Origin of the sequence: Sphingomonas molluscorum (assembly GCF_039522995.1) — a bacterium.
In the GTDB taxonomy this organism is placed as follows: Bacteria; Pseudomonadota; Alphaproteobacteria; order Sphingomonadales; family Sphingomonadaceae; genus Sphingomonas; species Sphingomonas molluscorum.
Window position 1 is genome coordinate 72,670 of the sequence record NZ_BAAAEL010000008.1, and the last position, 23,793, is coordinate 96,462.

21 protein-coding genes are annotated in these 23,793 nt (G+C 69.3%); 13 read left to right on the forward strand and 8 right to left on the reverse strand.

Annotation, left to right across the window (positions count from 1 at the left end):
* The first annotated feature begins 15 nt into the window (after positions 1 to 15).
* The 3 genes from gltX to ABDZ92_RS09680 are packed head-to-tail and all read left to right on the forward strand — an operon-like array spanning position 16 to position 2,966.
* On the forward strand, positions 16 to 1,461 hold the full coding sequence (gene gltX, locus ABDZ92_RS09670; RefSeq protein ID WP_125960529.1) for a glutamate--tRNA ligase: 1,446 nt from the start codon (positions 16 to 18) through the stop codon (positions 1,459 to 1,461).
* An 18-nt stretch (positions 1,462 to 1,479) separates the two neighbouring features.
* The gene (locus ABDZ92_RS09675; protein WP_125960530.1) at positions 1,480 to 2,763 is read left to right on the forward strand and encodes a citrate synthase; all 1,284 of its coding nucleotides are present in this window, start codon (positions 1,480 to 1,482) and stop codon (positions 2,761 to 2,763) included.
* On the forward strand, positions 2,763 to 2,966 hold the full coding sequence (locus tag ABDZ92_RS09680; protein WP_125960531.1) for a hypothetical protein: 204 nt from the start codon (positions 2,763 to 2,765) through the stop codon (positions 2,964 to 2,966). The genes ABDZ92_RS09675 and ABDZ92_RS09680 overlap by 1 nt, the downstream gene beginning before the upstream one ends.
* Positions 2,967 to 3,060: 94 nt before the next feature.
* On the opposite strand, the gene ABDZ92_RS09685 is transcribed toward ABDZ92_RS09680, so the two are convergent.
* From ABDZ92_RS09685 to ABDZ92_RS09695, 3 genes are all read right to left on the reverse strand, one after another.
* Entirely contained in the window at positions 3,061 to 4,836 is a 1,776-nt protein-coding gene (locus tag ABDZ92_RS09685) for an SLC13 family permease (protein WP_125960532.1), read from the reverse strand.
* 67 nt (positions 4,837 to 4,903) lie between these two features.
* Positions 4,904 to 9,073 (reverse strand): translocation/assembly module TamB domain-containing protein, encoded by a 4,170-nt coding sequence (locus ABDZ92_RS09690; RefSeq protein WP_206432185.1) that lies wholly within the window; start codon positions 9,071 to 9,073, stop codon positions 4,904 to 4,906.
* The gene (locus ABDZ92_RS09695) at positions 9,070 to 11,040 is read right to left on the reverse strand and encodes an autotransporter assembly complex protein TamA (RefSeq protein ID WP_125960533.1); all 1,971 of its coding nucleotides are present in this window, start codon (positions 11,038 to 11,040) and stop codon (positions 9,070 to 9,072) included. Before ABDZ92_RS09695 ends, ABDZ92_RS09690 begins: the two co-directional genes overlap by 4 nt.
* Positions 11,041 to 11,181: 141 nt before the next feature.
* Between ABDZ92_RS09695 and ABDZ92_RS09700 the strand changes: the two genes are divergently transcribed.
* The gene (locus tag ABDZ92_RS09700) at positions 11,182 to 11,358 is read left to right on the forward strand and encodes a hypothetical protein (protein WP_164521241.1); all 177 of its coding nucleotides are present in this window, start codon (positions 11,182 to 11,184) and stop codon (positions 11,356 to 11,358) included.
* A gap of 3 nt (positions 11,359 to 11,361) precedes the next feature.
* Here ABDZ92_RS09700 and ABDZ92_RS09705 read toward each other — a convergent pair whose 3' ends face one another.
* Complete coding sequence (locus ABDZ92_RS09705) at positions 11,362 to 11,979, reverse strand: LexA family transcriptional regulator (protein ID WP_206432186.1); 618 nt, start codon at positions 11,977 to 11,979, stop codon at positions 11,362 to 11,364.
* A gap of 90 nt (positions 11,980 to 12,069) precedes the next feature.
* Here ABDZ92_RS09705 and ABDZ92_RS09710 point away from each other — a divergent pair, with 90 nt between their 5' ends.
* Both ABDZ92_RS09710 and ABDZ92_RS09715 read left to right on the forward strand, forming a co-directional pair.
* Positions 12,070 to 12,252, forward strand: coding sequence for a hypothetical protein (locus tag ABDZ92_RS09710; protein ID WP_125960534.1), 183 nt, complete (start codon positions 12,070 to 12,072; stop codon positions 12,250 to 12,252).
* Positions 12,249 to 12,563: a hypothetical protein gene (locus ABDZ92_RS09715; RefSeq protein ID WP_206432187.1), complete on the forward strand. Its 315-nt coding sequence runs from the start codon at positions 12,249 to 12,251 to the stop codon at positions 12,561 to 12,563. Before ABDZ92_RS09710 ends, ABDZ92_RS09715 begins: the two co-directional genes overlap by 4 nt.
* Positions 12,564 to 12,566: 3 nt before the next feature.
* On the opposite strand, the gene ABDZ92_RS09720 is transcribed toward ABDZ92_RS09715, so the two are convergent.
* Together ABDZ92_RS09720 and ABDZ92_RS09725 are read right to left on the reverse strand one after the other, a co-directional pair.
* Complete coding sequence (locus ABDZ92_RS09720; RefSeq protein WP_125960535.1) at positions 12,567 to 13,394, reverse strand: hypothetical protein; 828 nt, start codon at positions 13,392 to 13,394, stop codon at positions 12,567 to 12,569.
* Positions 13,364 to 14,602: a TIGR04063 family PEP-CTERM/XrtA system glycosyltransferase gene (locus tag ABDZ92_RS09725; RefSeq protein ID WP_125960536.1), complete on the reverse strand. Its 1,239-nt coding sequence runs from the start codon at positions 14,600 to 14,602 to the stop codon at positions 13,364 to 13,366. Before ABDZ92_RS09725 ends, ABDZ92_RS09720 begins: the two co-directional genes overlap by 31 nt.
* 87 nt (positions 14,603 to 14,689) lie before the next feature.
* Between ABDZ92_RS09725 and ABDZ92_RS09730 the strand changes: the two genes are divergently transcribed.
* Genes ABDZ92_RS09730 through ABDZ92_RS09740 form a run of 3 tightly spaced genes read left to right on the forward strand, consistent with a single transcriptional unit; the run spans position 14,690 to position 17,963 of the window.
* Complete coding sequence (locus ABDZ92_RS09730) at positions 14,690 to 14,836, forward strand: hypothetical protein (protein ID WP_164521242.1); 147 nt, start codon at positions 14,690 to 14,692, stop codon at positions 14,834 to 14,836.
* Positions 14,829 to 16,205 (forward strand): putative O-glycosylation ligase, exosortase A system-associated, encoded by a 1,377-nt coding sequence (locus ABDZ92_RS09735; protein WP_125960537.1) that lies wholly within the window; start codon positions 14,829 to 14,831, stop codon positions 16,203 to 16,205. Before ABDZ92_RS09730 ends, ABDZ92_RS09735 begins: the two co-directional genes overlap by 8 nt.
* A gap of 9 nt (positions 16,206 to 16,214) precedes the next feature.
* A complete protein-coding gene (locus ABDZ92_RS09740; protein WP_125960538.1) occupies positions 16,215 to 17,963 on the forward strand; it encodes an asparagine synthetase B family protein in 1,749 nt (582 codons plus the stop codon).
* A gap of 1 nt (position 17,964) precedes the next feature.
* Here the strand turns inward: ABDZ92_RS09740 and ABDZ92_RS09745 are convergent, their stop codons facing one another.
* Positions 17,965 to 18,909, reverse strand: coding sequence for a right-handed parallel beta-helix repeat-containing protein (locus ABDZ92_RS09745; protein WP_125960539.1), 945 nt, complete (start codon positions 18,907 to 18,909; stop codon positions 17,965 to 17,967).
* Positions 18,910 to 18,996: 87 nt separating this feature from the next.
* Entirely contained in the window at positions 18,997 to 19,590 is a 594-nt protein-coding gene (locus tag ABDZ92_RS09750) for a type 1 glutamine amidotransferase domain-containing protein (RefSeq protein ID WP_125960540.1), read from the reverse strand.
* Positions 19,591 to 19,701: 111 nt separating this feature from the next.
* Between ABDZ92_RS09750 and ABDZ92_RS09755 the strand changes: the two genes are divergently transcribed.
* The 4 genes from ABDZ92_RS09755 to ABDZ92_RS09770 all read left to right on the forward strand — a co-directional run bounded on the left by ABDZ92_RS09755 (position 19,702) and on the right by ABDZ92_RS09770 (position 23,790).
* Positions 19,702 to 20,730, forward strand: a complete 1,029-nt coding sequence (locus ABDZ92_RS09755; RefSeq protein ID WP_125960541.1) for a DNA topoisomerase IB — start codon at positions 19,702 to 19,704, stop codon at positions 20,728 to 20,730.
* 146 nt (positions 20,731 to 20,876) lie between these two features.
* The gene (locus tag ABDZ92_RS09760; RefSeq protein ID WP_125960542.1) at positions 20,877 to 22,856 is read left to right on the forward strand and encodes an alpha/beta hydrolase family protein; all 1,980 of its coding nucleotides are present in this window, start codon (positions 20,877 to 20,879) and stop codon (positions 22,854 to 22,856) included.
* A gap of 69 nt (positions 22,857 to 22,925) precedes the next feature.
* Positions 22,926 to 23,402 carry a pyridoxamine 5'-phosphate oxidase family protein gene (locus ABDZ92_RS09765; protein ID WP_125960543.1) on the forward strand — a complete coding sequence of 159 codons (477 nt, stop codon included), beginning with the start codon at positions 22,926 to 22,928 and terminating at the stop codon, positions 23,400 to 23,402.
* A gap of 1 nt (position 23,403) precedes the next feature.
* Positions 23,404 to 23,790 carry a YkvA family protein gene (locus ABDZ92_RS09770; RefSeq protein WP_241211814.1) on the forward strand — a complete coding sequence of 129 codons (387 nt, stop codon included), beginning with the start codon at positions 23,404 to 23,406 and terminating at the stop codon, positions 23,788 to 23,790.
* The last annotated feature ends 3 nt before the right edge of the window (positions 23,791 to 23,793 follow it).

Below are 23,793 nucleotides of genomic sequence, written 5' to 3' on the forward strand. Positions count from 1 at the left end.
CAATTGCGCGCAAGTATGGATACCGGAACCTCGCCTGAAGGCGCAGTCGTCACGCGCTTCGCCCCTTCCCCCACGGGGTTCCTGCATATCGGCGGCGCGCGCACCGCATTGTTCAACTGGCTGTATGCCCGCCACCATGGCGGCAAGTTCCTGCTCCGCATCGAGGATACCGATCGCGCCCGTTCGACCGAGCCGGCGATCGAGGCGATCCTGGACGGCATGCGCTGGCTCGGCCTGGACTGGGACGGCGACGCGGTATTTCAGTTCTCCCGTGCCGATCGCCACGCCGAAGTCGCGCACCAGCTGCTCGCCGCCGGCCATGCCTACAAATGCTATGCCACCGCCGAGGAACTGACCGCGCTGCGCGAGCAGCAGCGGGCCGAGGGCAAGCCGATCCGCTACGATGGCCGCTGGCGCGACTGCGATCCCGCCACCGCTCCGGAAGGCGCGCCCTATGTGGTGCGGCTGAAGGCGCCGAAGGACGGCGCCGTCACCATCTCGGATCGGGTGCAGGGCGACGTCACCGTCGCCAATGCCGAGCTCGACGACTTCGTGCTGCTGCGGTCGGACGGCACCCCCACTTATATGCTGGCGGTGGTGGTCGACGATCATGACATGGGCGTCACCCACGTGATCCGCGGCGACGACCATCTCAACAACGCCTTCCGCCAGCTGGCCCTGATCCGCGCCATGGACTCGGTCGAGGGCGGCTGGCCGGACCCGGTCTATGCGCACGTCCCGCTGATCCACGGGGCGGACGGCGCCAAGCTTTCGAAGCGCCACGGCGCGTTGGGTGTCGACGCCTACCGCGACGAGCTCGGCATCCTGCCCGAGGCACTCAACAACTATCTGCTGCGCCTGGGCTGGGGCCATGGCGACGAGGAGATCATCAGCCGCGATCGCGCGGTGGAAGTGTTCGATCTCGCCGGCGTCGGCCGCTCGCCTGCACGCTTCGATCTCAAGAAGCTCGCGCACGTCAACGGCCACTACATTCGCGAGGCGGACGACGCCCGACTCGCCGATTTGGTCGCGGCTCGCTTGCCCCAGGCCCCGGAGGCAGCCGGGCTGGATCTGCTGCGCCGCGCCATGCCGGCGTTGAAGCCGCGCGCGGCCGACCTGAACGAGCTTGCGGACAACACCGCCTTCCTGTTCGCCACCCGCCCGCTGTCGATCGAGGAGTCGGCGGCGCCCCTGTTGGCCGGCGACGCGCCCGCGCTGCTTTCGCAGCTGCACACGGCGCTTGACGCGGTCGAGCGGTGGGATACGGAGACGACAGAACATGCGGTACGCAGCGTGGCGGACGCAGCCGGAGTGAAGCTGGGTGCCGTCGCACAGCCGCTTCGCGCCGCACTGACCGGTCGCCGCACCTCGCCGGGCATCTTCGACGTTCTCGAACTGCTCGGACGCGAGGAAAGCCTCGGCCGCATCGCCGACCAGATGGCCGTTCCGGCCAACCACTGAACGAAAGGACGACACCCGATGAGCGAGACCGCCAAGTTGCAGGTAGCGGGCAAGGACGGTGACTATCCGGTGCTCTCGGGCACGGTCGGACCGGACGTCATCGACATCCGCAAGCTCTATGCGCAGACCGGCGCCTTCACCTACGATCCCGGCTTCACCTCGACCGCAAGCTGCGAGTCGGGCCTGACCTACATCGACGGTGACCAGGGCGTGCTGCTGCACCGCGGCTACCCGATCGACCAGCTCGCCGAAAAGTCGAGCTTCATGGAAGTCAGCTACCTGCTGCTGAACGGCGAGCTGCCGAACCAGGGCGAGCTCGACAAGTTCACCAACACCATCACGCGCCACACCATGGTGCATGAGCAGCTGGCGAACTTCTATCGCGGCTTCCGTCGCGACGCGCACCCGATGGCGATCCTGTGCGGCGTCGTCGGCGCGCTTTCCGCCTTCTACCACGACTCGACCGACATCACGGACCCGGTGCAGCGGCAGATCGCCAGCCACCGCCTGATCGCCAAGATGCCGACGATCGCGGCGATGGCGTACAAGTACTCGGTGGGCCAGCCGTTCCTCTACCCGGACAACAAGCTGTCCTACACGGGCAACTTCCTGCGCATGACCTTCGGCGTGCCGGCCGAGGAATATGAGGTCGATCCGGTCATCGAATCGGCGATGGACAAGATCTTCATCCTCCACGCCGACCATGAGCAGAACGCGTCGACCTCGACCGTGCGTCTTGCCGGTTCGTCGGGCGCCAACCCGTTCGCGTGCATCGCGGCGGGCATCGCCTGCCTGTGGGGCCCGGCACATGGCGGCGCCAACGAGGCGGCGCTCAACATGCTGCGCGAGATCGGCACCCCGGATCGCATCCCCGAGTACATCGCGCGTGCGAAGAACAAGGACGATCCGTTCCGCCTGATGGGCTTTGGCCACCGCGTCTACAAGAACTTCGACCCGCGCGCGAAGGTGCTGTCGAAGGCCGCGACCGAGGTGCTGGACAAGCTGGGCATCAACGATCCGGTGCTGGATACCGCCCGCGAGCTCGAGCAGATCGCGCTCAAGGACCCGTATTTCATCGACAAGAAGCTCTACCCGAACGTGGACTTCTATTCGGGCGTGATCCTGTCGGCGATCGGCTTCCCGACCGAGATGTTCACCGTGCTGTTCGCCCTTGCCCGCACCGTCGGCTGGGTCGCGCAGTGGAACGAGATGATCTCGGACCCCGCGCAGAAGATCGGTCGTCCGCGTCAGCTCTACACGGGCCCGACGCAGCGCGACTATGTCGAGATCGGCCAGCGCTGATGCGCGTATCCCGACGATTGCTGATGATCGCCGGCGCGGTCGCGGCGATCGTCGGGCTGTTCTGGATCGGCCAGGGGGTGGGCATCATCCGCTGGCCGGCCTCCAGCTTCATGATCGACCAATATGACTGGGTGCTCACCGGCACCGTCACCGCCGTCGCAGGGCTGGTCGCGATCCTGATCGCACGGCGGATGCGCGGCTAGCGACTTCGTCAGGCAGCCTCTATTCCGGGGTCCTGCCGTTTCCAACAGCGCCCGGCCCATAGCGCCGCGACCCGATGCACCCTCCCAGGCCGGATCAGTGCACCGGCCATACCCACAGGATCAAGGGCGTCCCGAGCAGCAGGACGAGCACCGACAGCGGTGCCCCCAGCCGCGCGTAGTCGCCGAAGCGGTAGCCGCCGGGGCCCATCACCAGCGTGTTGCACTGGTGCCCGATCGGGGTGAGGAAGTCGCAGCCCGCACCCACGGCCGTCGCCATCAGGAACGCCTCCGGCCGGTACCCCAGATCGCCTGCGAACGTGGCGGCGATCGGCGCCATCACCAGCACCGTGGCCGCGTTGTTGAGGAACGGCGTCACCGCCATCGCGGCGACCAGGATCAGGCCCACCGCACCCCAGACAGGAAGCGACGCCGCCGTCTGCGCGAGCCAGACGCCGATGATGTCGCTCATGCCCGTGGTGCGCAGCGTGTCGCTGACCGGGATCAGCGCGCCCAGCATCACCAGGATCGGCCATTCGATATGGCTATAGGCGTCCCGCACCGGCAACGATCCGGTGAGGATCACGACGGCGGCAGCCGCGAAGAAGGCGACCGCCACCGGGACGAGCCCGCTCGCCGTCGCGGCCATGGCCACGCCCAGCACGGCCAGCGGCAGCAGCCCCTTGCGCGCGTTGCCCAGCCGCAGCGAGCGTTCGGCAAGCGGCAGGCAGCCGAGCATGCGAAGCCGCTCCGGCAGCAGTCCGAGCGGCCCTTGCAACACCACCACGTCCCCGGGGCAGAGCACCGTGTTCGCAAGGCGCCGCGTCAGTCGCTCGCCCCGGCGGGAGATCGCAATCAGGTTCACCCCATAGCGCGCCTGGAGCAGCATGCGTCCCGCAGTCTGGCCGACGAGCACCGAGTCGGCGCCGAGCACGGCTTCGATCACGCCGACCTCGTCGTGCTCGCTGCCCTGCGGCTGGGCGCGGTCGTGCCCCTCCAGCTCGAGCCCGTCGCCGGCGATGACCTGTTCGAGCGTGTCGGGGGCGCCGCCGAGGATCAGCACGTCGCCGGCGCGGAGCTCGAGCTCACGCCAGGGCGTCGTGCGGATGCCGGCGCGCAGCACCTGCGTGACGGTGACGTCATGGCCGTGGCGGGCGACAAAGGCGGCGATGGTCTCCCCCACCGCCTCGGATCGCTCCGCGACGCGGGCCTCGGTCACATAGTCCTGGATGTCCAGCGCCTCGCCCATGGTCGGCGCGGCGCGACGGTCGCCCGGCAACAGGCGGTAGCCGAAGCGGAGGAACAGCAGCCCCATGACGGTCAGGCCCAGACCCACCGGCAGATAGTCGAACATGCGGAACGGCGTGCCCGTCATGTCCTCTCGCACGCGGCTGACGATGATGTTCGGCGAGGTGCCGACGAGGGTCATGAGGCCGCCCAGCAGCGACGCGAACGACATCGGCATCAGCAGCGCGGAAGGCGAGCTCTTCGAACGCTTCGCCATCTGAAAGGCGGCGGGCATCAACATGGCGAGCGCACCGATGTTCTTCACCAGCGCGGAGGCGAACCCCACCGAGGCGCATAGCACCATGAGCTGCGAGGGCAGCCGGGTCACATATTTCTGCACCACCCGGAGCATCCGTTCGATCACCCCGGAGCGCTGGACGGCGCCGCTGATGACCAGCGCGGAGGCGACGATCACGACGATGTCGTCGGAGAAGCCGCTGAAGGCATCCTCCGGCTTCACCAGGCCCAAGCCGATCGCCGCGAGCAGGGCGATGACCGCCGTCACATCGTAGCGGAACTTCCCCCAGATGAAGAGCAGCATCATGCCCGTCAGCACACAGACGGACAGGATTTGCGGCGTTGTCATGCGAACGCGGGTCCCCCAGCACCAGTTTTCCGCTGTGCTCAACGCCCGACCGGGCCGGAGGTGCCGATCAATAATCTCGCGAAACGCGAAGGTTAGCGCTCTGGCGGCCGATGGTGGAAATGGAGGAGAGCAGCGAGAGCCAGCGGGTGACGCGGAACTCCACGTTGGTCGCCGAGTAGCCCTGCCCGTCGGTGACGATCTCCGCATAGAAGCGCCGCGTCAGATACTTGCCCGCAGCGACCGACGTGCCCTGCCCGGTCTGCGGGTCGGCCGGCAGGATGCGCAGGCGATCGAGCCCGGTCGCACGGCGCACCGCATTGATCGGGTTGAGCCCGGTGTCCCCATCCTGCAGCGCTGCCACCGCGGCTGCGAGCTGAAGCGCCTCCGGCGCCGAGAGGTTGGTGATCGAGGTGCCGAACAGCAGCCGTGACAGCAGTTCGTCCTGCGGCAGCGCGGGCGTGCTGGTGAAGTCGATCTCCGGCTTGAGCGCCGTGCCGGTCACACGGATGTTGGCGTTCAATCCCTCGGCGTCCGCATCGGCCGAGATGTCGAGCGCGGGGTTGGCGGGCACCGATCCATCAAAGCGAATGTTGCCGCGCTCCAGCTCGAACTCGCGGCCCGCGAACTCGACATCGCCCTGGACGAGTTCGGCACGACCGCGGATCGATGGGTTGGTGGGCTCGCCGCGGATGGTAAGATCGGCGGACCACTCGCTGGTGAGGCCGAGGCCGGATACCATCAGCCCCTTGGTGGCGCGCGCCTGCAGGTTCAACCGCCACGGGCGGCGGGGAACCTCGTCCTGCTCGTCGCCGCCGGGCAGGTTGATCTCGCGGATGGCGATGCGCGGCAGGGGTGCGCTCGCCGATGCCTTGCCGAGCTGATAGCGGCCCTCGTTCAGGCGCACTTCGCCGCCGATCGTGCCGCCGGATCCGTCCGACCGGATGGTGATCGGGCCGGTGACGGTGGCGGCCAGCGTGTCCGTATTGATCAGCCGGGCGCGCTGCGCCTCCAGCGCCAGGTCGATGCCGAAGCCGCGCACGGCCGCGAGATCGAACGTGCCGGTGCCGCTCACCTGCCCCGAGCGGCCGTCGCTGGCGGAGAAGCGGTCGATCACCAGCCGCGATCCGCCGAAGCGGCCTTGCGCGTTCACCTGGGTCAGGACCGTGCCCGTGGCACCGCTCTCGATCCGGGCGTTGGTGGCCCGGAGCGATCCGCGGATCTGCGGATCGGCCAGCCGGCCGCTGACATCGGCGCCGATCGCGAGGGGCCCGGAAAGGTCGAACAGCTCGATCCCCGTAGCCCGCCACAGCGTATCGGCGGGGCCGTCGTAGCGGAGCTGCGCGGCGAGCGGCGCATTGGCGATGCGGCTGGCCAGCGTGCCGCCGCTCCCCAGCGGCGCGAGCCGGGCCTGGGCACGGCCGATGATCTTGCCGCCGCTGGCCAGCAGCGCACGCGCGCCGATCTTGTTGGAGTCGAGCACCGCGGCCAGGCCGACGTCGATCGGCCGCGACGCGAGCACCAGGCTGGCGCGCGACAGGCCGCGTACCGTCATGTTGACCCGCCCGCTCGGCACGCCGTCGCGCAGGGCATAATCGAGCTTGCCCGAGGCGTTGCCGCTGAGGCCCAGCCCGGGATAGCCGATGTCCAGCACCGACAGCGGCATGCGGGTGAGCTGCAGCGCGACTTCCGTGGCGCCGCCGCCGAAGCGGCCGGACGCCTGCGCCTCCCCGCCGGCAAAGGTGAAGCGGGTCGGCGCGATCCGCCAGCCGCCGTCCGCCTCGCGCCGGATCACCGCCGGCGTCTCGAGCCGGAGCGTGCGGCCGTCGAGGCTGCCCTGGGCCTGCACGCGATATTCGTCGGCGGTGACCTGGGTGACCGACTGGATCGCGAAGGCGCGCCCCTGAGAACCGGCAATGGACGCTCGCACCTCGCCCTCGCCGCCCCGCAGCTTGGCGTTGGCGGCAAGCCGCGCGATGGAGAGCGCGCCCCGGCGCAGCCCTTGCGCCGTCAGGGTGGCATCGATCGTGGTTCCATCCGGATCGAGCAGCAGGCTTGCCTCCAGCCGGCCGGTGCGCACCCGTCCCTGCCCGCCCAACAGCGCGTTGCGAGCATCGGCGGCGATGTCGATGCGCTGGATGCCACCCTGGGGCACGAAGCGGATTTCGCCCGAGAGGCCGCCGCCCCCGAATGCCAGCCGACCGTCGAACCCGCCCTCGACGATCGCGATCGCGCCGCTCGCGCGGGTGCCGCTCACGTCCAGGCGATCGACCGCGATGCTCGCGTCCTGGCCGCGCGGGAGCAGGATGCGCCCGGCGCCCGTGAACGGGCCGAGACGAGAGCCGCCCTCAGCGGTGAAGGCAAAGCCCTCCGCGGTCGGATCGAGGTGTGCGGTCACGTCGCGGAGCCCGAGCGTGTCGTTCGGCCGCTGGAAGCGCAGGTCGAGCGTCGGCTTCTCGATACGCCCGTCGAGCACGAGCGACACCGGGCCATAGGTCCCTTGGCGGCCCTGGCCCACGAAGCGGAAGGTGCCGTCACGCCGCCGCAAGCCGTTGCCGCTGAGCGTCAGCCCCGGCGAGGTCAGCACGAGGTTACGGAAGTAGAGCACGCCATCGGCGCCCCGCTCGAGCCCGGTGGTGATTCGGGGCAGGCCTTCGGTGAGCGAGCGGAAGAATCCATTGTCCAGCCGCACCATCTGCGCGGCACCCCGCCCGACGATCCGCGTCCCCCGCCCGTTCGGGCCCGGCACCACCGTCAGCCGCGACTGGACGTCGACGATGCCGAGACCCGGGATCAGATAGCGCCGGAGCCCGCCGGTGAGCCCGACTTCATAGCGGCCGTTCCGCAGATCGAGCACCAGCATGATCGTGCCGTTGAGCTTGTCCGAGCGCAGCCGGAGGTTCGTGCCCGTCAGCGTGCGCGCGGTCACCTTCAGCGCGCCGTCGACCGACAGGTTGCGCAGGATGCCGCCCGCCACGTCTCCGACGCCGGTCACGCGCTGGGCCGTCACCCGGATCGGCACCGTCACGGGCGCTGCCGAAAGCCGCCCTTTGCCGCTGGCACGAGCACCCTCGAAGCCGGTGTCGTCGAACGCCAGGCGATCGGCCGTGAGTAGATAGTCGAACGTGGCGGTGGCGAACTCCCCCTCCAGGATCGCGCGCAGTTCGATGTTGCGGCCCGACATGTTGGGGAACAGCGCCGCCGGCTGAAGCAGCCGCGCGTGAAGGCGCAGGTCGCGATAGGCGCGGCGTGCGAGGTCGAGGCCGCCCTCCGCCTCCAGCGCAAGCGCACGGGAGCGCAGCCCCAGCCGCCCCTCCAGCCGGCGATTGGCCAGCGTCGCAGCGCCGTTGACGAGGACGCGCGGTGCGGACAGCCGTTGGAGCTTGCCGTTGAGCAGCGATGCCGGGGCGAGCGTGCCGCCGAGCGTATAGGCGCCCGCACGATTCCCGAGGGTGAGGTCGATGACCCGCGTGTCGCCGGCGATCCCGAGCGCACTGCCTTGCCAGCGGGTCCAGGTGCCGTCGCCGTCGATGCGCAGGGTCAGCGGGCGCCGGATGCCCGTGAGCCGGGCCAGCACGCCGTCGGCGCGGCCGATCGCGCGGGTGGCGACCTCGAACCGATCGCGATCGGGCTCCGCATCCAGATGGACGCGCAACAGATCGCTGCCGTCGATGCGCGCCGCGAGATCGACCAGCGCGCGGCCGGAGCGGATGTCAGCGCGACCCTGTAGTTTGCCAACGCGCGCCACGCCTGTGACCGCAGGGCCCACCTCAAGCCGATCGATGCGGAGGGCGCCGATACGGATGTCGAACCCGGGCAGGATCGGACCCTTGCGACCCGTCGGGCGCGGCTGCGGCAGTTTCGCGAGGATGCCGCGCGGGACCACCAGGCGGGTGATGTCGAGCCGGTTCGAAAACCAGGCGAAAGGGCTCCAGTCGAGGTTGGCGACGGGTGCGCGGAAGACCAGCCCCTTGGGATCGTAGACGCGCACGTCGATCAGCCGCGCCCGGCCGTAGATCGAGCCTTCGATGCGGCCGATCCGATAGCGCATGCCGTCCTTGGGCTGGAGCGCCGCGACGCGGTTGGCGATCAGCCGGTGGCCAGGCCCGGTGTCGAGCAGCAGCAGGAGCGCCGCGATCGCGCCCAGCACCAGCAGCAGCGCGCCCGCGATCCGCCGCGCCCAGCGTCCGCGCCGACGCACGGCGACGGCCGGCGCTTCGGGCGTTTCCTCGTCGCTCAAAATGCCTGCCCCAAAGAGACGTAGACGGCGACGCGCGCGTCGCCCTTTTGCGGGTTGAGCGGCGTCCCCACGTCGATGCGGATCGGCCCGAAGCTGGAATAATAACGGACGCCCAAGCCCGCGCCGTAGCGGAAGCCGGAAAAGTCCGGCAGCGTCGAGGTGTAGATGTTGCCGCCGTCGAGGAACGGCACCACGCCGAAGTTGCCGAAGGCGCGCACGCGTGCCTCCAAAGAAAATTCCGCGAGGCTGCGCCCGCCGATGGGATCGTTGTTCGGGTCGCGCGGGCCGATGTCCTGGTAGCCATAGCCGCGCACCGATGCGCCGCCACCCGCGTAGAAGCGGCGGGACGGCGCCACCGCGTCGCGCGGCGCACCCAGGATCGAGCCCAGCCGCACGCGCCCCGCCACCACCACCCCGTCGCGAACGGGCTGGTAGGCGCTGGCGTCGATCTGCGCGCGGGTATAGCCGAACGCCTTGCCCGACAGCGACAGTTCCGGGCTCACCCGCGCTCCCAATCGGAAGCCGCGGGTCGGATTGAGCAGGTCGTCCGACCCATCATAGTTGATCGAGGTTGGCGCAGCCGCGATGAAATAGGTCTGCCGCCGCGGCTCGCCGGTGGAGACGATCACGTCGCGTTCGTCGGTGGCGACCAACTCGGCACCGAGCGACCACGTCCAGGTCTTCTGGAAGAAGATGTTCGTCTGCCGCTCCAGCGCGCCCGAGACGGAAAAGGTATCTGCCTCATACGCGTCGCGCTCCACGTGCGAGGCGGAGATCTGACCCGTGAGGACCCGATCGCGCGCATGGAAGTTGTTGCGGCGGAATGTGAGCGCAACCAGCTGCTCGCGGGTGCCGAGCACGCCCCGTACCGTCAGCGCCCCCTCTGGCGGGAACAGGTTGCGATGAGTCCAGCTCGCTTCTGCGCGCGCGCCCTCCCCCGTGCCATAGCCGAGTTCGCCGGCGATGGTTCGCGGCGGCGCCGGCTCGAGCAAGACGTTGAGGTCGACGGAGCCTGGCGAAAGCCCCTCCACTTCCCGCACGCGGACCGAAGACACCAGACCGGTCTGGATGATCGCGCGGCGAAGATCGTCCACCTCCGCCGCGTCGTACGGATCGCCGGGAGCAAAGCGGGCGATCTCCTGCACATGCTCGCCGTCGAACACGCGCGCGTCGGGCGTGCTGATGCGGCCGAAGCGCCGCTCCCCGCCGGGAGTGACCGGCATCTCCAGCGTGGCGGTGCGCGTCGCATGATCCACGACCACCACCGGCGGCCGCACCCGCGCGAAGGGAAACCCCTCCCGCCCGACGGCGCTGCGCAACCGCTTCTCGCCCGCCTCGATCGCGTCGCCGTTGACCGGGTCCTGCGGCTTCACACCCAGCGCGGTCGCGAGCGCCGGGGCCTTGGCGCCTGCCTCCTCGGCGCCCGGCAGCGTCACCTGCTGGAAGCGATACAGCGGCCCGGGCTCGACCTGCAGCGTGACGAGCAGCTTGCCCTCCTCCGCTGCCGTCGTCGTCGTCACCCGCGCGTCGAAATAACCTTCGTTGCGCAGCAGGTCGTTGAGCAGCGCCGCATCCTCGCGTGCACGCCGATCGATCTGGGCCACGTTGGCGGCATGCGCCTCGTTCGCCCGCAACGTCGACAGTTCGTCGAAGCGTTCGCGGAACAAGTCGCCGCCGATCCCCTCGATACCAAGGACACGATAGCCGTAGCGGCGCTCCACCGTTGCCAGGTCGGCCGTCTGGTCCGTCGCAGCGGTCGCCTCTGCGGGGTCCGGCGACAGATCGGGCCAGTCGACGCCGATGTCAGGCATCGGCGACAGCGGCGAGGCTGGATCGAGGGTCGAGCCCAGGTCGTCCGAGGGGACCGCCGTAGCGGGCGCCTGCTGCGCACGCGCGCCTGCGGACGCGAGTGCGGCGACGCACCCGGCGGCAGCGAGCAGGACGAGCCGGCGGGAGGGCCACGACATAGTGGCTTCCCTAGACCGACTCCACGGCGCCCGCCAATCGTTTAGGCACGACGGTCCGCGATGCGCCGCACGCACGGGGCGGTCCGCTAGGGTGGTGTCGCATGACTGGCGCGCGCGGCATCGACATGGCAGAGGCAGGGCATGGACCCGCGCCCCTCCCGCAACACCGCTGCCGGCGGCTTCGCCATCGCGACCGGCGTGCTCGGCGGCACGATCCTCGGCGCCGTCGGCTTCCACCAGCCGACGATCGGCTTTCTGGTCGGCGCGGCGGCGGGCGTCGCGATCGCGCTGGCGGTGTGGCTGGTCGACCGCCGCTGACGGTCAGCGCAGGCGCCGGGCCAGCCAGACGACACGGCCCACGATCTCCAGCCGGTCGCCCGGGCGCACCGGGATCGGCGGGTATGCGGGATTGTCGCTGACGAGAGCAGTGCCGTCCGTGGTTTTCCGCAGGCGCTTCACCAGCAGGACGCCTTCGTGGCGAACGACCTGGACGCCCTCCCCACCATCGCGCGAGCCGGTGTCGACCAGGATCGAGTCGCCGTCCTCCAGCGTGGGCGCCATCGAGTCGCCCCGTACGGCGATCATCGACAGCGCCTCCGGCCGCGCGCCGAGCCGGCGGACGAACTCACTATCCACGCGCCAGGGTGCGGCGGATTCCAGTTCCACCAGGGCGCCGTGTCCGGCGGACGCCGCAAGGTCCAGGCGCGGGATCGCGACCGTGTGCGGCACCGCCGGACCTCCCAGCCGCGCTTCCGGAACGCCGAAGTAGCGGGCCAGCTTCTCGCGGTCCGCCTCGCGCAACATGCGCGGGCTGCCGCGCTCCAGATATTGCTGAAGATAGGCGGCGTTGCGTCCGAGCAGTCGCGACAGCGCGGCCAGGCTCTCGCCCCGCTCTGCCGCCAGGGCGGCGAGCACCGCGCGTTGCTGCTCCGGTTCCACGCCTCTCCCTAGCCGTAGGAATCTTCCTAGACAAGTTGGATTTGCGAGAACAGAACCGGAACAGAAAGACGCGAATCAGGAGATTGTCAGGTGACAATTCTGCAGAAGATCGACCGGTTCCTGCACGCGAGCGGCATGCCGCCAACGCTGTTCGGGCGGAACGCGGTGCACGACCCGCGACTGGTCGGCGACCTGCGCAACGGACGCGAACCGCGGCCCGACACGGTGGCGCGGATCGAAACCTATATTGCCGAGCAGGAGGGCCGCGCATGAGCCGCGGGCCGGACGTGACGACCTTGCTGGAACGCCGGCTGCTGCTGGCCGGCCAGGCAGGCGGCCACGGAATCACGATCGGGGGCATCGAAAGCACGCCCTGGGCGAGCGCCACCTTCAACGGCGCGCGCCACCGGGTCCGGCTGGCCGGGAGGGCGACAGCGGAACTAGAGGCGTGGCTTCAGGCGTTGCCCGAGGCGGAACTGCCGCTGCGTGGGCACCTGGTCGCCGACCTCGAATTGCTGTCGAGCAAGGTAGATGGCGAGCGGCTTTGCGCCGAAATCGAAGTGCTGACGGTGGAGGAACGCTGATCCTCAGGCGCTGGTGGCCCAGCGTCGCAGGGAGGCGAGCGTCGCCTGCAGCGTCTCGTCCCCGGCACTGCCGCGCGCGAGCTGGGGGGCGCCCTCGCCCCGCTCCCGCCGCGCGAGCCCCCGCTCGAGCCGGACCAGCAATGCGCGCGTCGAGCTTTCCTCGACCGGCGGCTCAGGTTCGGGCTCGGGCGGCGCAGCGAAACCGGCGCGGATCTGACGGGTGAGCAGCACCGCGTCGGCGCTCTCGCCCGACGCGGCATCGATGTGGAACAGCGGCCGCGGCGGCTCGACCGGCACCGGGATGGCGTCCGGGTCGAAGGCAGCGAGCGGCAGGTCGAGGTCTTCCGGTAGCGCCTGCTCGATCGGCTCGGCCGGAACCGCCGCGACCGTGTTCGCCGCCGTCACCTCCAGAAAGGGGGTGCCGAGGTCGCGCATCGCGAGCACGGGCGCACGCGCCGGGGCGTCCGGATGCGCATCGCCGCGGCGCAGGACCGGGATGGCCGCGATCTCCCGCGGCGCGGCGCGCCCGGGACGGCGGATCGCCGGGAGCGTCATCACCAGGGGCAGCTTGCCGAACACGATCCGGCCCAGCCCCCACATCAATCCCGCAGCGATGCCGCCGAGGAACAGCATCAGCGCGAGGCGCGCCGTCATCCCCAGCGGCGGCGCGGCTGCGGCGAGGATGGCCGGCAGCCCGCTAGCCCCGACCTGCCGCTCCAGGAGCGCGGTGGGCAGCAGCAGCACGATCAGCGCGACGACGCCCCCGCCGAGAACGGCGGCAGCGGTGGCGGCGGGCAGGCTCAAGCGTCGGGGAGCGACTGTGGCGTCCATGGTGCGTCCGTTGCGAAGCCTCTGAAAAGCGCGTGGTATATGGGTTCGTAGCGCGAAACATTTGACGACCAGTTACGCTCGCGCTCGACGAAAGCGCGGGCGCGGGTGCGCATCGCGTCCCACTCCCCCCGGTCTTCGAACAGCGCGGCCACCCGTTCGGCAAGCGCCTGCGGATCGTCGGCCGGGAACAGCGTGCCGGTGTCGCCGTCCCGGATCAACTCGCGGTGGCCGCCGACATCGGAAGCCGCCACCAGCCGGCGCTGTGCCATCGCCTCCAGCGGCTTGAGCGGCGTGACGAGGTCGGTCAGCCGCATGTGCTTGCGCGGATAGACCAGGACGTCGACCAGGCCATAGTAGCGCTCCACCGCCTCGTGCGGCACCCGCCCGACGAAGCGGATCGCGTCGGAAGCCGGCGACGCCGCGGCCTGGGCACGCAGCGCCGCCTCCATCGGGCCGCCGCCCACCAGCAGCAGCTTCAGCCGGGGTCGCCTGGCCACCAGCGCCGGCATCGCCGCGATCAGATCGTCCAGCCCTTCATAGTCGTAGAAGCTGCCGATGAAGCCGATCGTCTCCCCCTCTAGCTCCAGTTCGCGGGCGAGCGCGGCGCCCGGCGGCGGCGGGTCGCCGAACAGCGTCATGTCCACGCCGTTGGGGGACACGAAGATGCGGGCGGGATCGATGCCGCGCGCGACGAGGTCGCGCTGAAGCCCCTCGCAGATCACCGCGACCGCGTTCGCGCGGCGCACGAGCCAGGTTTCGAGGCGGCGGATCGCCCGGTAGCGGAACGATCCCTCCCGCCCGGTACCGTTGCCGACCGCGGCGTCCTCCCAGAAGGCGCGGATCTCATAAACGAGCGGCAGCTTGCGGCGGCGTGCCACGATCAGTGCGGCCAAGCCGTCGAGCACCGGCGAATGGGCGTGCAGCACGTCCGGCTTGAACCGCTCGACCGCCTGCTCGACGCGGCGGGCGAGTGCCGCCACCTCGCGCACTTCGCCCAGGGGCGCACGCGCCGGTTCCGGCGGATCGGTGCGGAAAAAGTGCAGCCCGTCGACGTCCTCCTCGCGAGCGGCGTGACCGCCCTGCCGTGCCCCCGTCACCCCTGCCACGGTCCAGCCGCGCGCGATCTGCGCCTTCAGGATCGCGCGCGTGCGAAAGGTATAGCCGCTGTGCAGCGGCAGACTATGATCAAGGACGTGCAGGATCCGCATGGCTGGTGTCCTGCCTCTAAAGCATTTAACACTGCGTCAACCGTGCTTGTGCAGTCGCTGAGCGGCCAGAGGTAAGAAAGCGGGACGATGATCGACAATTTCTCGCTTGGTCTCTCGCACGGGTTGATGCTGCTGGCGGCGTGGCTGCTGCTGCGGCGGCCGGACTTGGACCGGGAAACGAACGCCGATACCGAACGGGCCAAGCCGCGGCGCAGGAACCGCTTCGGTGCGTGATCTTGCCTTTGTCGGCTTCCTGGCAGCGCTGTTCGCCTTCGGCTTTCGCCGGCCGTTCCTGTTCGTGCTGGCCTATGCCTATATCGACATAGTCTCGCCGCAGCGACTGACGTACCTGCTGCTGAACTCGGTGCCGATCTCCGCGATCGCCGCCGCCTTTGCAGTCGGCGGATGGCTGCTCGCCGATGACAAGCGCGGGCTGCGGATCGCTCCTCGGCAGGTGCTGCTGATGATGCTGATCGGCTGGTGCTGGTACACGACGGCGCACGCCGACTTCCCGATGGAGGCGCGGTACAAGTGGGACTGGGTATGGAAGGCGATGGCGTTCGCCATCTTCCTGCCGCTGACCCTGCGCACGCGCCTGCGGATCGAGGCGTTGCTGCTGTTCATGCTCCTGTCGGCAGCCTCGATCATCGTGGTGGGCGCCATCAAGACGCTGGTGACCGGCGGCGGCTATGGCGAGCTGAACCTCATGGTCTCCAACAATTCGGGGCTCTACGAGAGCAGCACCATCTCCACCGTCGCGATTGCGATCATTCCGATCATCCTGTGGTTCACGCGGCATGGGACGATCTTTCCGCCGGACTGGCGCGTGCGGACCTATTGCTATGCGCTGAGCTTCGCCTGCCTGCTGATCCCGGTCGGCACCTCGGCACGAACGGGACTGCTGTGCGTCGGGCTGCTCGCGGTGCTGATGCTGCGCGAGGTCAAGCGGCGGGTGCTCTATCTCTCGGCGTTGGGGGCGGCAGCGCTGGTCGCGGTGCCGCTGCTTCCCTCCACCTTCACCGAGCGCATGGAGACCATTCGCAGCTATCAGGCCGACACGTCCGCCTCGACGCGGCTGGCCGTTTGGCAGTGGACGCTCGACTATGTGCGGGATCACCCGATGGGCGGCGGGTTCGACGCCTATCGCCAGAACCGTATCCGCTACGACACGGTCGCAACCGTCGGCGACCGCAACAACGCGACGGTGGAGCGCGCGCTCGAGGTCGACCAGGCGCGCGCCTACCACAGCGCCTATTTCGAGATGCTGGGCGAGCAGGGCTATTTCGGGCTGGCACTGTGGCTGGCGATCCACCTGGGCGGGCTGTTCCGGATGGAGCTGCTGCGCCGCCGCTATTCCCAGGCGCCGCCGGAGCTTGCCTGGGCGTCGCCGCTCGCGACGGCGCTGCAGCACGCGCACCTCATCTACCTGCTGGGCGCGGCGTTCGTTGCGATCGCGTTCAACCCGTTCGTCTTCATGCTGCTGGGCGCGCAGATGGGGCTCGACGGCTATCTCGCGCGCAAGCGTGCGGAGAGCCAGTGGCGCCCGATCCGGCAGGCGCGACCGAGGCCCGGCGTGGCGCCACTCCAGCCGGCGGAGGGATAAGGGGGAGCGATGGGGGGACTGTTTCTCGCACGCACGGACAGCGGCCCCTCCTGCGAGCAGGCGCTCGCGGCGGCGCAGGCGCAAGGCGCACGGGCTGGGCTAGCCGCCCCCACCCGCCACAGCTTTCCCGGCTGGTCGCTGCTACATTTCGAGCCGCCGAGCGGCGGTGCCGGAGGCTTGCTGGTCGCGGGCGACGGCCTGGTAGCGGTCGCGGGGACGCTGGTGTTCGATGGGAGGCTGGGCGCGCCGGCACTTGCCGCGTTGCTCCGCGAGACGCAGTTGCCGGCGCTGGACTGGTCGCGCATCGGCGGCGAGTTCGTGGCGCTGGTCCGCAAGAACGGCCGCGCGTTCCTGTTCGGCGACTATTTCGCGGCGTTCCAGCTGTTCCACGACCCGGACCAGCGCATCTTCTCGACCTCGCTGCTCGCCGCCTTGCAGGGGCTGCCGAGCGTCCGCTTCAATGCGCAGGGGGTGTACGAACACGCGTTCAACGTGGTGCCGATCGGCGAAGACACGGTGTTTGCCGAACTGAAGACGCTGGGGCCGAAATGGGTGCTGGAGCTCACCCGCGACGGGGTCACCCGCCACGCGACCGCGAAGCCGCTGCCTCACGCGCCAAGCCGGGCCCGCCTTCCCGATTGCGTGACCGAGCATGCGGAACGCCTGCGCGCGACGGTGGCACCCTATGTGGATGCGTACGGCGACCGCATTCACTGCCCGCTTTCCGGCGGGATCGATTCGCGGCTGCTGTTCGCCGCGCTGCGCGCCGCCGGCAGCACGCCATCCGTCTATGTCTATGGGCCGGAGGGTAGCGCGGACGTTCGGATTGCACAGGCAATCGGCCGGGCGGAGGGCTTCGAGGTAGACTGGATCGACAAATCGGCCGCGCCGATGACGCCTGAGGCGTTCCCGGCGCAGGTGGAGGCGAACTTCCACCAGTTCGACGGGCTGCCGACCTATGGCAACATCTTCGAAAACGGCGGCCATGCCGCAGCCCAGCTTCGCCGACATGCGAACGGCGGGCTCGCCGCCTCCGGTGGATGTGGGGAGGTCTATCGCGACTTCTTCCTGCTGCCCGACCGGCGGCTGACCGCGAGGACCATCGCCCGCAGTTTCTTCGCCCGCTTCACGCCCGGGGACGCGACACCGGGGTTCGACGGCCGCGCGTTCCTGGACCGCATCGCGGACAAGATCGCCGATGCCCTGGACCTGCCGGACGCGCGGACCAGCATGTCGCGCACGCATGCCGAGCAGGCTTATCCGCGCGTGCGCTGTCGGGCGCTGTTCGGCCGCGAGATCAGCCTGGAGGCGCAGCACGGCACCTATCTGATGCCGTTCCTGGACCATCAGCTGGTGTCGGCCGCGCTGACGCTGCCCATGGCCGCGAAGCATGCCGGGGAGTTCGAGGCGCGGCTGCTGGCGGCGATCGATCCCGTGCTCGCCGGCTATCCATCGGCTTACGGCCATGATTTCGCCGGGCCGCCGAGCCGGCGCCATCGGTTCGACGAATGGTCCTCCCGCATCCGGCCGGCATGGGTGCGCCAGCACAGCTATGCGGTCCAGCGCCGGCTGCGGCCGATGGGCGACGAGCACGGCGGGCTGCTGTCGCCCGACTATATGCACCGGGTAATCGACCCCGCGTTCCCGGCGATGCGGCGCTATTTCGACATGGAACGGATCACCGATTCCGGCCTGTGGCGGCGGATCGCGTGCCTGGAGTATCTTGCTGGCTGGCTGGGATCGCGGCTGGCGACGTGATCTACCGATCGGCGTAGGGCGCGATCCGCTCGGCCAGCTGGTTGTTGCGCAGCGTCACGCGATCACCCGACCAATTGCCCACGAAGGTGGTCTTCCAGCGGAAGGCGGGGGTCAGCCAGGCACGGTTGTTCTCGATCACCAGCCCGGTCGAGGGGTTCTCCGCCCCTTCGGGCGCGACGGTGATCATGGTCGAGTAGTTGTCCTTGTTCGGGCCCATTTCGAAGCTGTTGCCCGCGATGCGCCCGGTCGCGCCGTTGGACAGGTCGATCATGTAGTTGGTCCCCTGTCCCGCGCTGTCATCGAAGCTGTTGTCGACGATCGTCACGCGCGGGGCCCGGCTCTTGAGATAATGTCCGCCGGTGCCGCGTTCGAACCGGGAACGCGTGACCGTCAGCGCGCCATAGCCGCCCACATAGATGCCGTGCGCACCATTGCCGGTCGGGTCCTTGCCCAAGCCAGCGAAGGTCGAGCGGTCCACGCTGATCGTGGCGGTAGGATCGCTTGCGGACAGGATGCCGGACTGGTTGTCGATGAAGCGGGTGTTGGCCACGGCGAGGTCGCCCTTCTCGATGCGGATGCCCGCGCCGTTGCCGTCGGCCACCTGGAGATGGGTGAAGACCAGCCCGTCGACCCGTGCGCCTGCGCCGCGCAGCACCAGGGCCGCCTTGTCCTCGCACGTGACCCGCTCGAAGACGCTCCTGCCGAGTTCGGCGGCGACATAGGCGATCCGCCCTTCTGCCTGCACCGCGCATTGGCGATAGGTGCCGGGTGCGATCCGGATGGTGCCCGTACCGGCGCCGATCGCGCCCACCGCATCCTGGAGGCGCGCGTAGCTGCGGCCGGTCTCCGCAACCGTGAACGGGCCGCCGGACTGGGCCGCGAGCGGGCCGCTGGCGGCTCCGACCAACAGGGGCAGGACAGCGGTGATGACGGCGGACAGGCGCATGGGCGATCCTCGAGCTGGAGCGGCCCCGCGCCGCCACCACCGTCATAGCAGAAACGGGCGGCCGGGCGAGCCGGCCACCCGCAACGCTCAGTCGTCGCCGGAGCCTGCCTCCGTGTCCACCTCGTACTCGTCTTCGGCGAGGTCGTTCTCTAGCGCCTCGATCAGGGCGCGGTTGAACGCGGGAATGTCGTCCGGCTTGCGGCTGGTGATGAGGTTCTCATCCACGACCACCTGTTCATCCACCACGTCGGCGCCGGCGTTTTCCAGGTCGGTGCGGACGGAGGGCCAGCTGGTGACGCGGCGGCCGTCGACCACGTCGGCCTCCACCAGCAGCCAGGGCGCGTGGCAGATCGCGGCCACGATCTTGCCCTCATCCATGAACTCGCCGACGATCTCGACGGCGCGTTCCTGCATCCGCATCTTGTCCGGATTGGCGACGCCGCCCGGCAGGAGCAGCGCGTCATAGTCGTCGACGTCCACCTCCTCCAGCTTGAGGTCGGGCGTGATCGTCTTTCCCTTCTCCGTGTCGTGCACCATCCCCTGGATGGCATCAGTCTTGATCGAGGCCAGGGTGACGGTGGCACCCGCATCGAGCAGTGCCTGCCGCGGCTCGAACAGCTCGGATTCCTCGAATCCGTCGGCCGCCAGGATCAGCACGCGCGCATCGCCAAGGTCTGCCATTGGAATTCTCCTATCCTGTTGGGGAACGCCAAGGTCGAACAAGCCGCACTCCCCGCGGTTCCGGAACGAAGCGACGAGCGGCGCATTGGGAGCGACAATCGAGAGGATTCAATGACAGGCGGGGAAATCCAGTTCATCGACCACGCGCAGCCGGGCATCACCCGCCGCAAGATGCGTCACGGATGGGGATATTTCGGGACGGACGGGACCCGCATCACCGATCGTGACGAGATCGACCGGCTGAACGCGATCGGCCTGCCCCCCGCCTATCGCGACGCCTGGTTCTCGCCCGACCCGTTCGGCCATATCCAGGCGATCGGCTGGGACGAGCGGGGCCGCAAGCAGTATCGCTACCACACCGCCTTTCGCGAAGCGCGCGAGGCGGAAAAGTACGACCGCTGCGCCCAGTTCGGCCACCTGCTGCCCAAGCTTCGCGCCAAGGTCGAAGCGGACCTTCGCCACCGCACGTTGGACAAGGATCGCGCGGTCGCGGCGGTCGTCCGGCTGCTCGACCTGGGCCGCGTACGCGTCGGCAACGAGGGCTATGCGAAGGAGAACAAGAGCTTCGGGGCGACCACGCTGCGCAAGCGGCACGCGACGCTGAAAGGCGATCGGCTGAAGCTGCAATACCGTGCCAAGTCGGGCAAGATGCGCACGCTGACCGTCACCGACGGCTCGCTAATCCGCTTCGTGAAGCGGTGCCAGGACCTGCCGGGGCAGCACCTGTTCCGCTGGGTGGACGCCGCAGGGGAGACGCATCCCGTCACCTCCACCGATGTCAACTGCTACATCCGCGAGGCGATGGGCGCCGACTACACCGCCAAGCATTTCCGCACCTGGGGTGCGAGCGTGCTGGCGTTCGAGGCACTGGCGACGGCGCCGCACGACATCAGCCTCAAGACGATGCTGGAACCGGTGGTGGAGGCGCTCGGCAACACGCCGGCGATCGCTCGGAAATCCTATGTCCACCCGCGGCTGATCGAGTTGGTGAAACACGGCCAGACCGAGTTTCGGGAAACGCTGCGGCTGCCGCGGGCGAAACGCTATCTGAGCCGCTTCGAACGCGGCCTGATCGCTTTCCTCGAGGCGGAAGTCGAAGAGGAGGTTCTGGCGGAGGCGACGGAGCGCAAGGCCGCCTGACCCTCTCCCCGCCGCACGGCACATCGTGCGGCCTTCGCCATTCTTCATCCCTTCCGGTGGCGACGTGCGCCCGCGGGCTTGCCTTGTGCCGAGTGCTTGGCCAGCATGGCGGGTCCGGCGCGGGGGCGCCGGCTGAGGGGGGAACGATGATCAAGGGACGTTGGGCAGCCGGTCGAGCCGCGACCGGTGCGGGCCTGCTGGCACTCGCGAGCGCGGCGCTGGCGGCGGGAGGACAGCCGCTGCCGCCGGCCGGCTTGGCGGCGCAGGCTGAGACGAAGGCCGCCGCGAAGCGTGCGCCGAGGCCGATCGAGGACTTCGCCGCCCTGCCGATGCTGCAATCGCCCGAGCTCTCCCCGAACGGGAATACCTATGCCGCGCGCGTGGCGCTCAACGGCACGCTCTACCTCGCCATCATCCCCGTGGACGGCGGGCCGCCGCGCTACGCGGGCCTGGGCGAGGCAGACCTGAACTGGTGGCGCTGGGTCAATGACGACTGGCTGGTGATCGGCATCGGTCGGACCAGTCCGGTCGGAGACGAGGACTGGTACGTCACCCGCGCGGTGGCTGTGGGCGCCGATGGCCAGAAGGTGCAGGTCCTGGCAAAGGACAGCGCGGCACAGAACGGCGACGACATCCTCTGGGCTGCCAACGACGGTACGGCTCGGGTGCTGCTGGGCTACCAGACGTCCATCTACAGCAACGATCCCGGCTTTTGGCCGCGGGTCGACCTGTTCGACCTGGCCACGGGCAAGCGCACCCGCGTGATGGAGGGCCAGCCCGGCGTGATGGCCTGGTACGCCGACGGCAAGGGCGCGGTGCGCATGGGCATCGGCCGATCCGATGACGGGCGCCGCCGGCGGCTGCTGTACCGCGCGGGTGACCGGGGGCGCTTCCGGACGGTCGACCGCGACGATGACGGCTCCCTGACGGTCCCGGCGCTGTTCCTGGGCAACACCGGCAAGGCGGTGACGATCGCCGACGACGAAAAGGGGTTCAGCGCGCTCTACGAGCTGGACCTGGAGACGATGACCCGCGGCAAGCAGTTGATGGCGACCGAGGGCTTCGACCTGGGTGGCGTGATCTCCGACAGCGGCGAATCGAGAGTGCTGGGCGTCGGCATCCGCACAGACCGGCCGCAGCAGCAGTGGATGGATCCGGAGATCGCCAAGCTGGCCAAGCAGCTGGGAGAACGAATCCGCGGCGCGCAGGTCCGGCTGGTGTCGTTCAGCCGCGACCAGTCGCGCGTGATCCTGCTGGCGAGCGGGTCCGACTCCCCGGGCGCCTATTTCCTCTACGACAAGGCGACGGACACACTCACCGACCTGGGCTTTACCAACCCCAAGATCGGGATGAAGCGGCTGCATCCGGTTCGCACGATCCGCTACAAGGCGCGTGACGGGCTGGAGATCGCGGCGGTGCTCACCACGCCCAAGGGCGCGGACCGCGACCTGCCGCTGATCGTCCTGCCCCATGGCGGCCCCTTCGCACGTGACACCGAGGAATGGGACTGGTGGACGCAGTTCCTCGCCGATCGCGGCTATGCGGTGATCCAGCCCAACTACCGCGGCTCGTCCGGCTACGGCACGCCCTTCACCGAAAAGGGCGAAGGCCAATGGGGCCTGGCGATGCAGGACGACCTGAACGATGCGGTGTCCGCGCTCGCCAAGCAGGGGATCGCCGATCGGAAGCGGGTGTGCATGGTGGGCGCATCCTATGGCGGCTACGCGGCCTTTCGCGCCGCCGAGCGCGATCCGACGCTCTATCGTTGCGCCGTTTCCTTTGCCGGCGTCTCCGACCTCAATGCGATGCGCCGCTACGACAGCCGCTTCCTCTATTCGGGCGCACGGCGCGATTGGCTGAAGCGGCAGGCACCGGACCTGGCGGCGGTATCGCCGATCAACAATCCGACGGGGTTCGGCACACCGCTGCTGGTGGTACATGGCGTCAAGGACCGGGTAGTGCCGGTGCGGCAGTCGCGGACCCTGGTCCAGCGGCTGAAGCGCGCGGGCAAGCCCGTCGACTACATCGAGCAGCCGCTCGCCGACCATCATTTCTCCCGCGAGCAGGACCGGCTGGAGTTCCTGAAGGCGTTGGAGAGCTTCCTGGCCAAGCATAACCCGGCGTGATGCGGGACGGCGTGGAAACCGCCGCGTCCCCGGTCGTTGTCCTCCCTGAGCCATTCAAGGAGGACAATGATGCCGGACAAGAGCCCGAAGGAAATCCGCGAGCAGATGTGGAAGGCGATGGCCGCCAGCCCCTATGTGATGCTGGGCACCACCACCGACCGCGAGCACTTCGAGCCGATGTACGCGGTGCTGGACGAGGACGCCGACAGCGAGTTCTGGTTCTACACGAAGAAGGACAATCGCGCAGCCGCCGGCGGCCCCGCGACCGTCCAGTTCGTATCCAAGAACCACGACCTCTATGCGTCGCTGCGCGGCACGCTGACGACCGAGAGCGACCCCGCGGTGATCGATCGCTATTGGAACAAGCAGGTCGAGGCCTGGTACGAGGGCGGCCGCCAGGATCCGAACCTGCTGATGCTGCGCTTCGACCTGGCCGATGCCGAGATCTGGGAAACCGATCACAGCATCACCGGCAAGCTCAAGATGCTGACGGGCAACACCATCTATGACGAGGAAGCCGGAAGCCACACGCGGGTTACGCTCTAGCTTGCGCGCCCGGCGTTTCGTCGGGCCCTCGCTCGCCCACCGCGTGCGGGTGGAGGCGCACGCCGTGTGGCTGGCGGTGCGTGATCCCCGCACGCCGCTCGCCGCACGGCTGCTGGGCTTGGTGGTCGCGGCCTATGCGCTGTCGCCGATCGACCTGGTGCCGGACTTCGTGCCGGTGCTGGGGCTGATCGACGACGCGCTGCTGATCCCTGCAGGTCTCTGGCTGATCGCGCGGATGGTGCCGGCGTCGCTGCTAGTCGAACACCGCGCCGCGGCAGAGGCGGCCTCTCGCCGCCCGGTCTCTTGGGCCGGCCTGGCGATGGTGGTGATTCTGTGGGCGGTGCTCGCCTGGACGGCGTGGCACTGGGCCAGAACTGCCTGGGACTGAAAG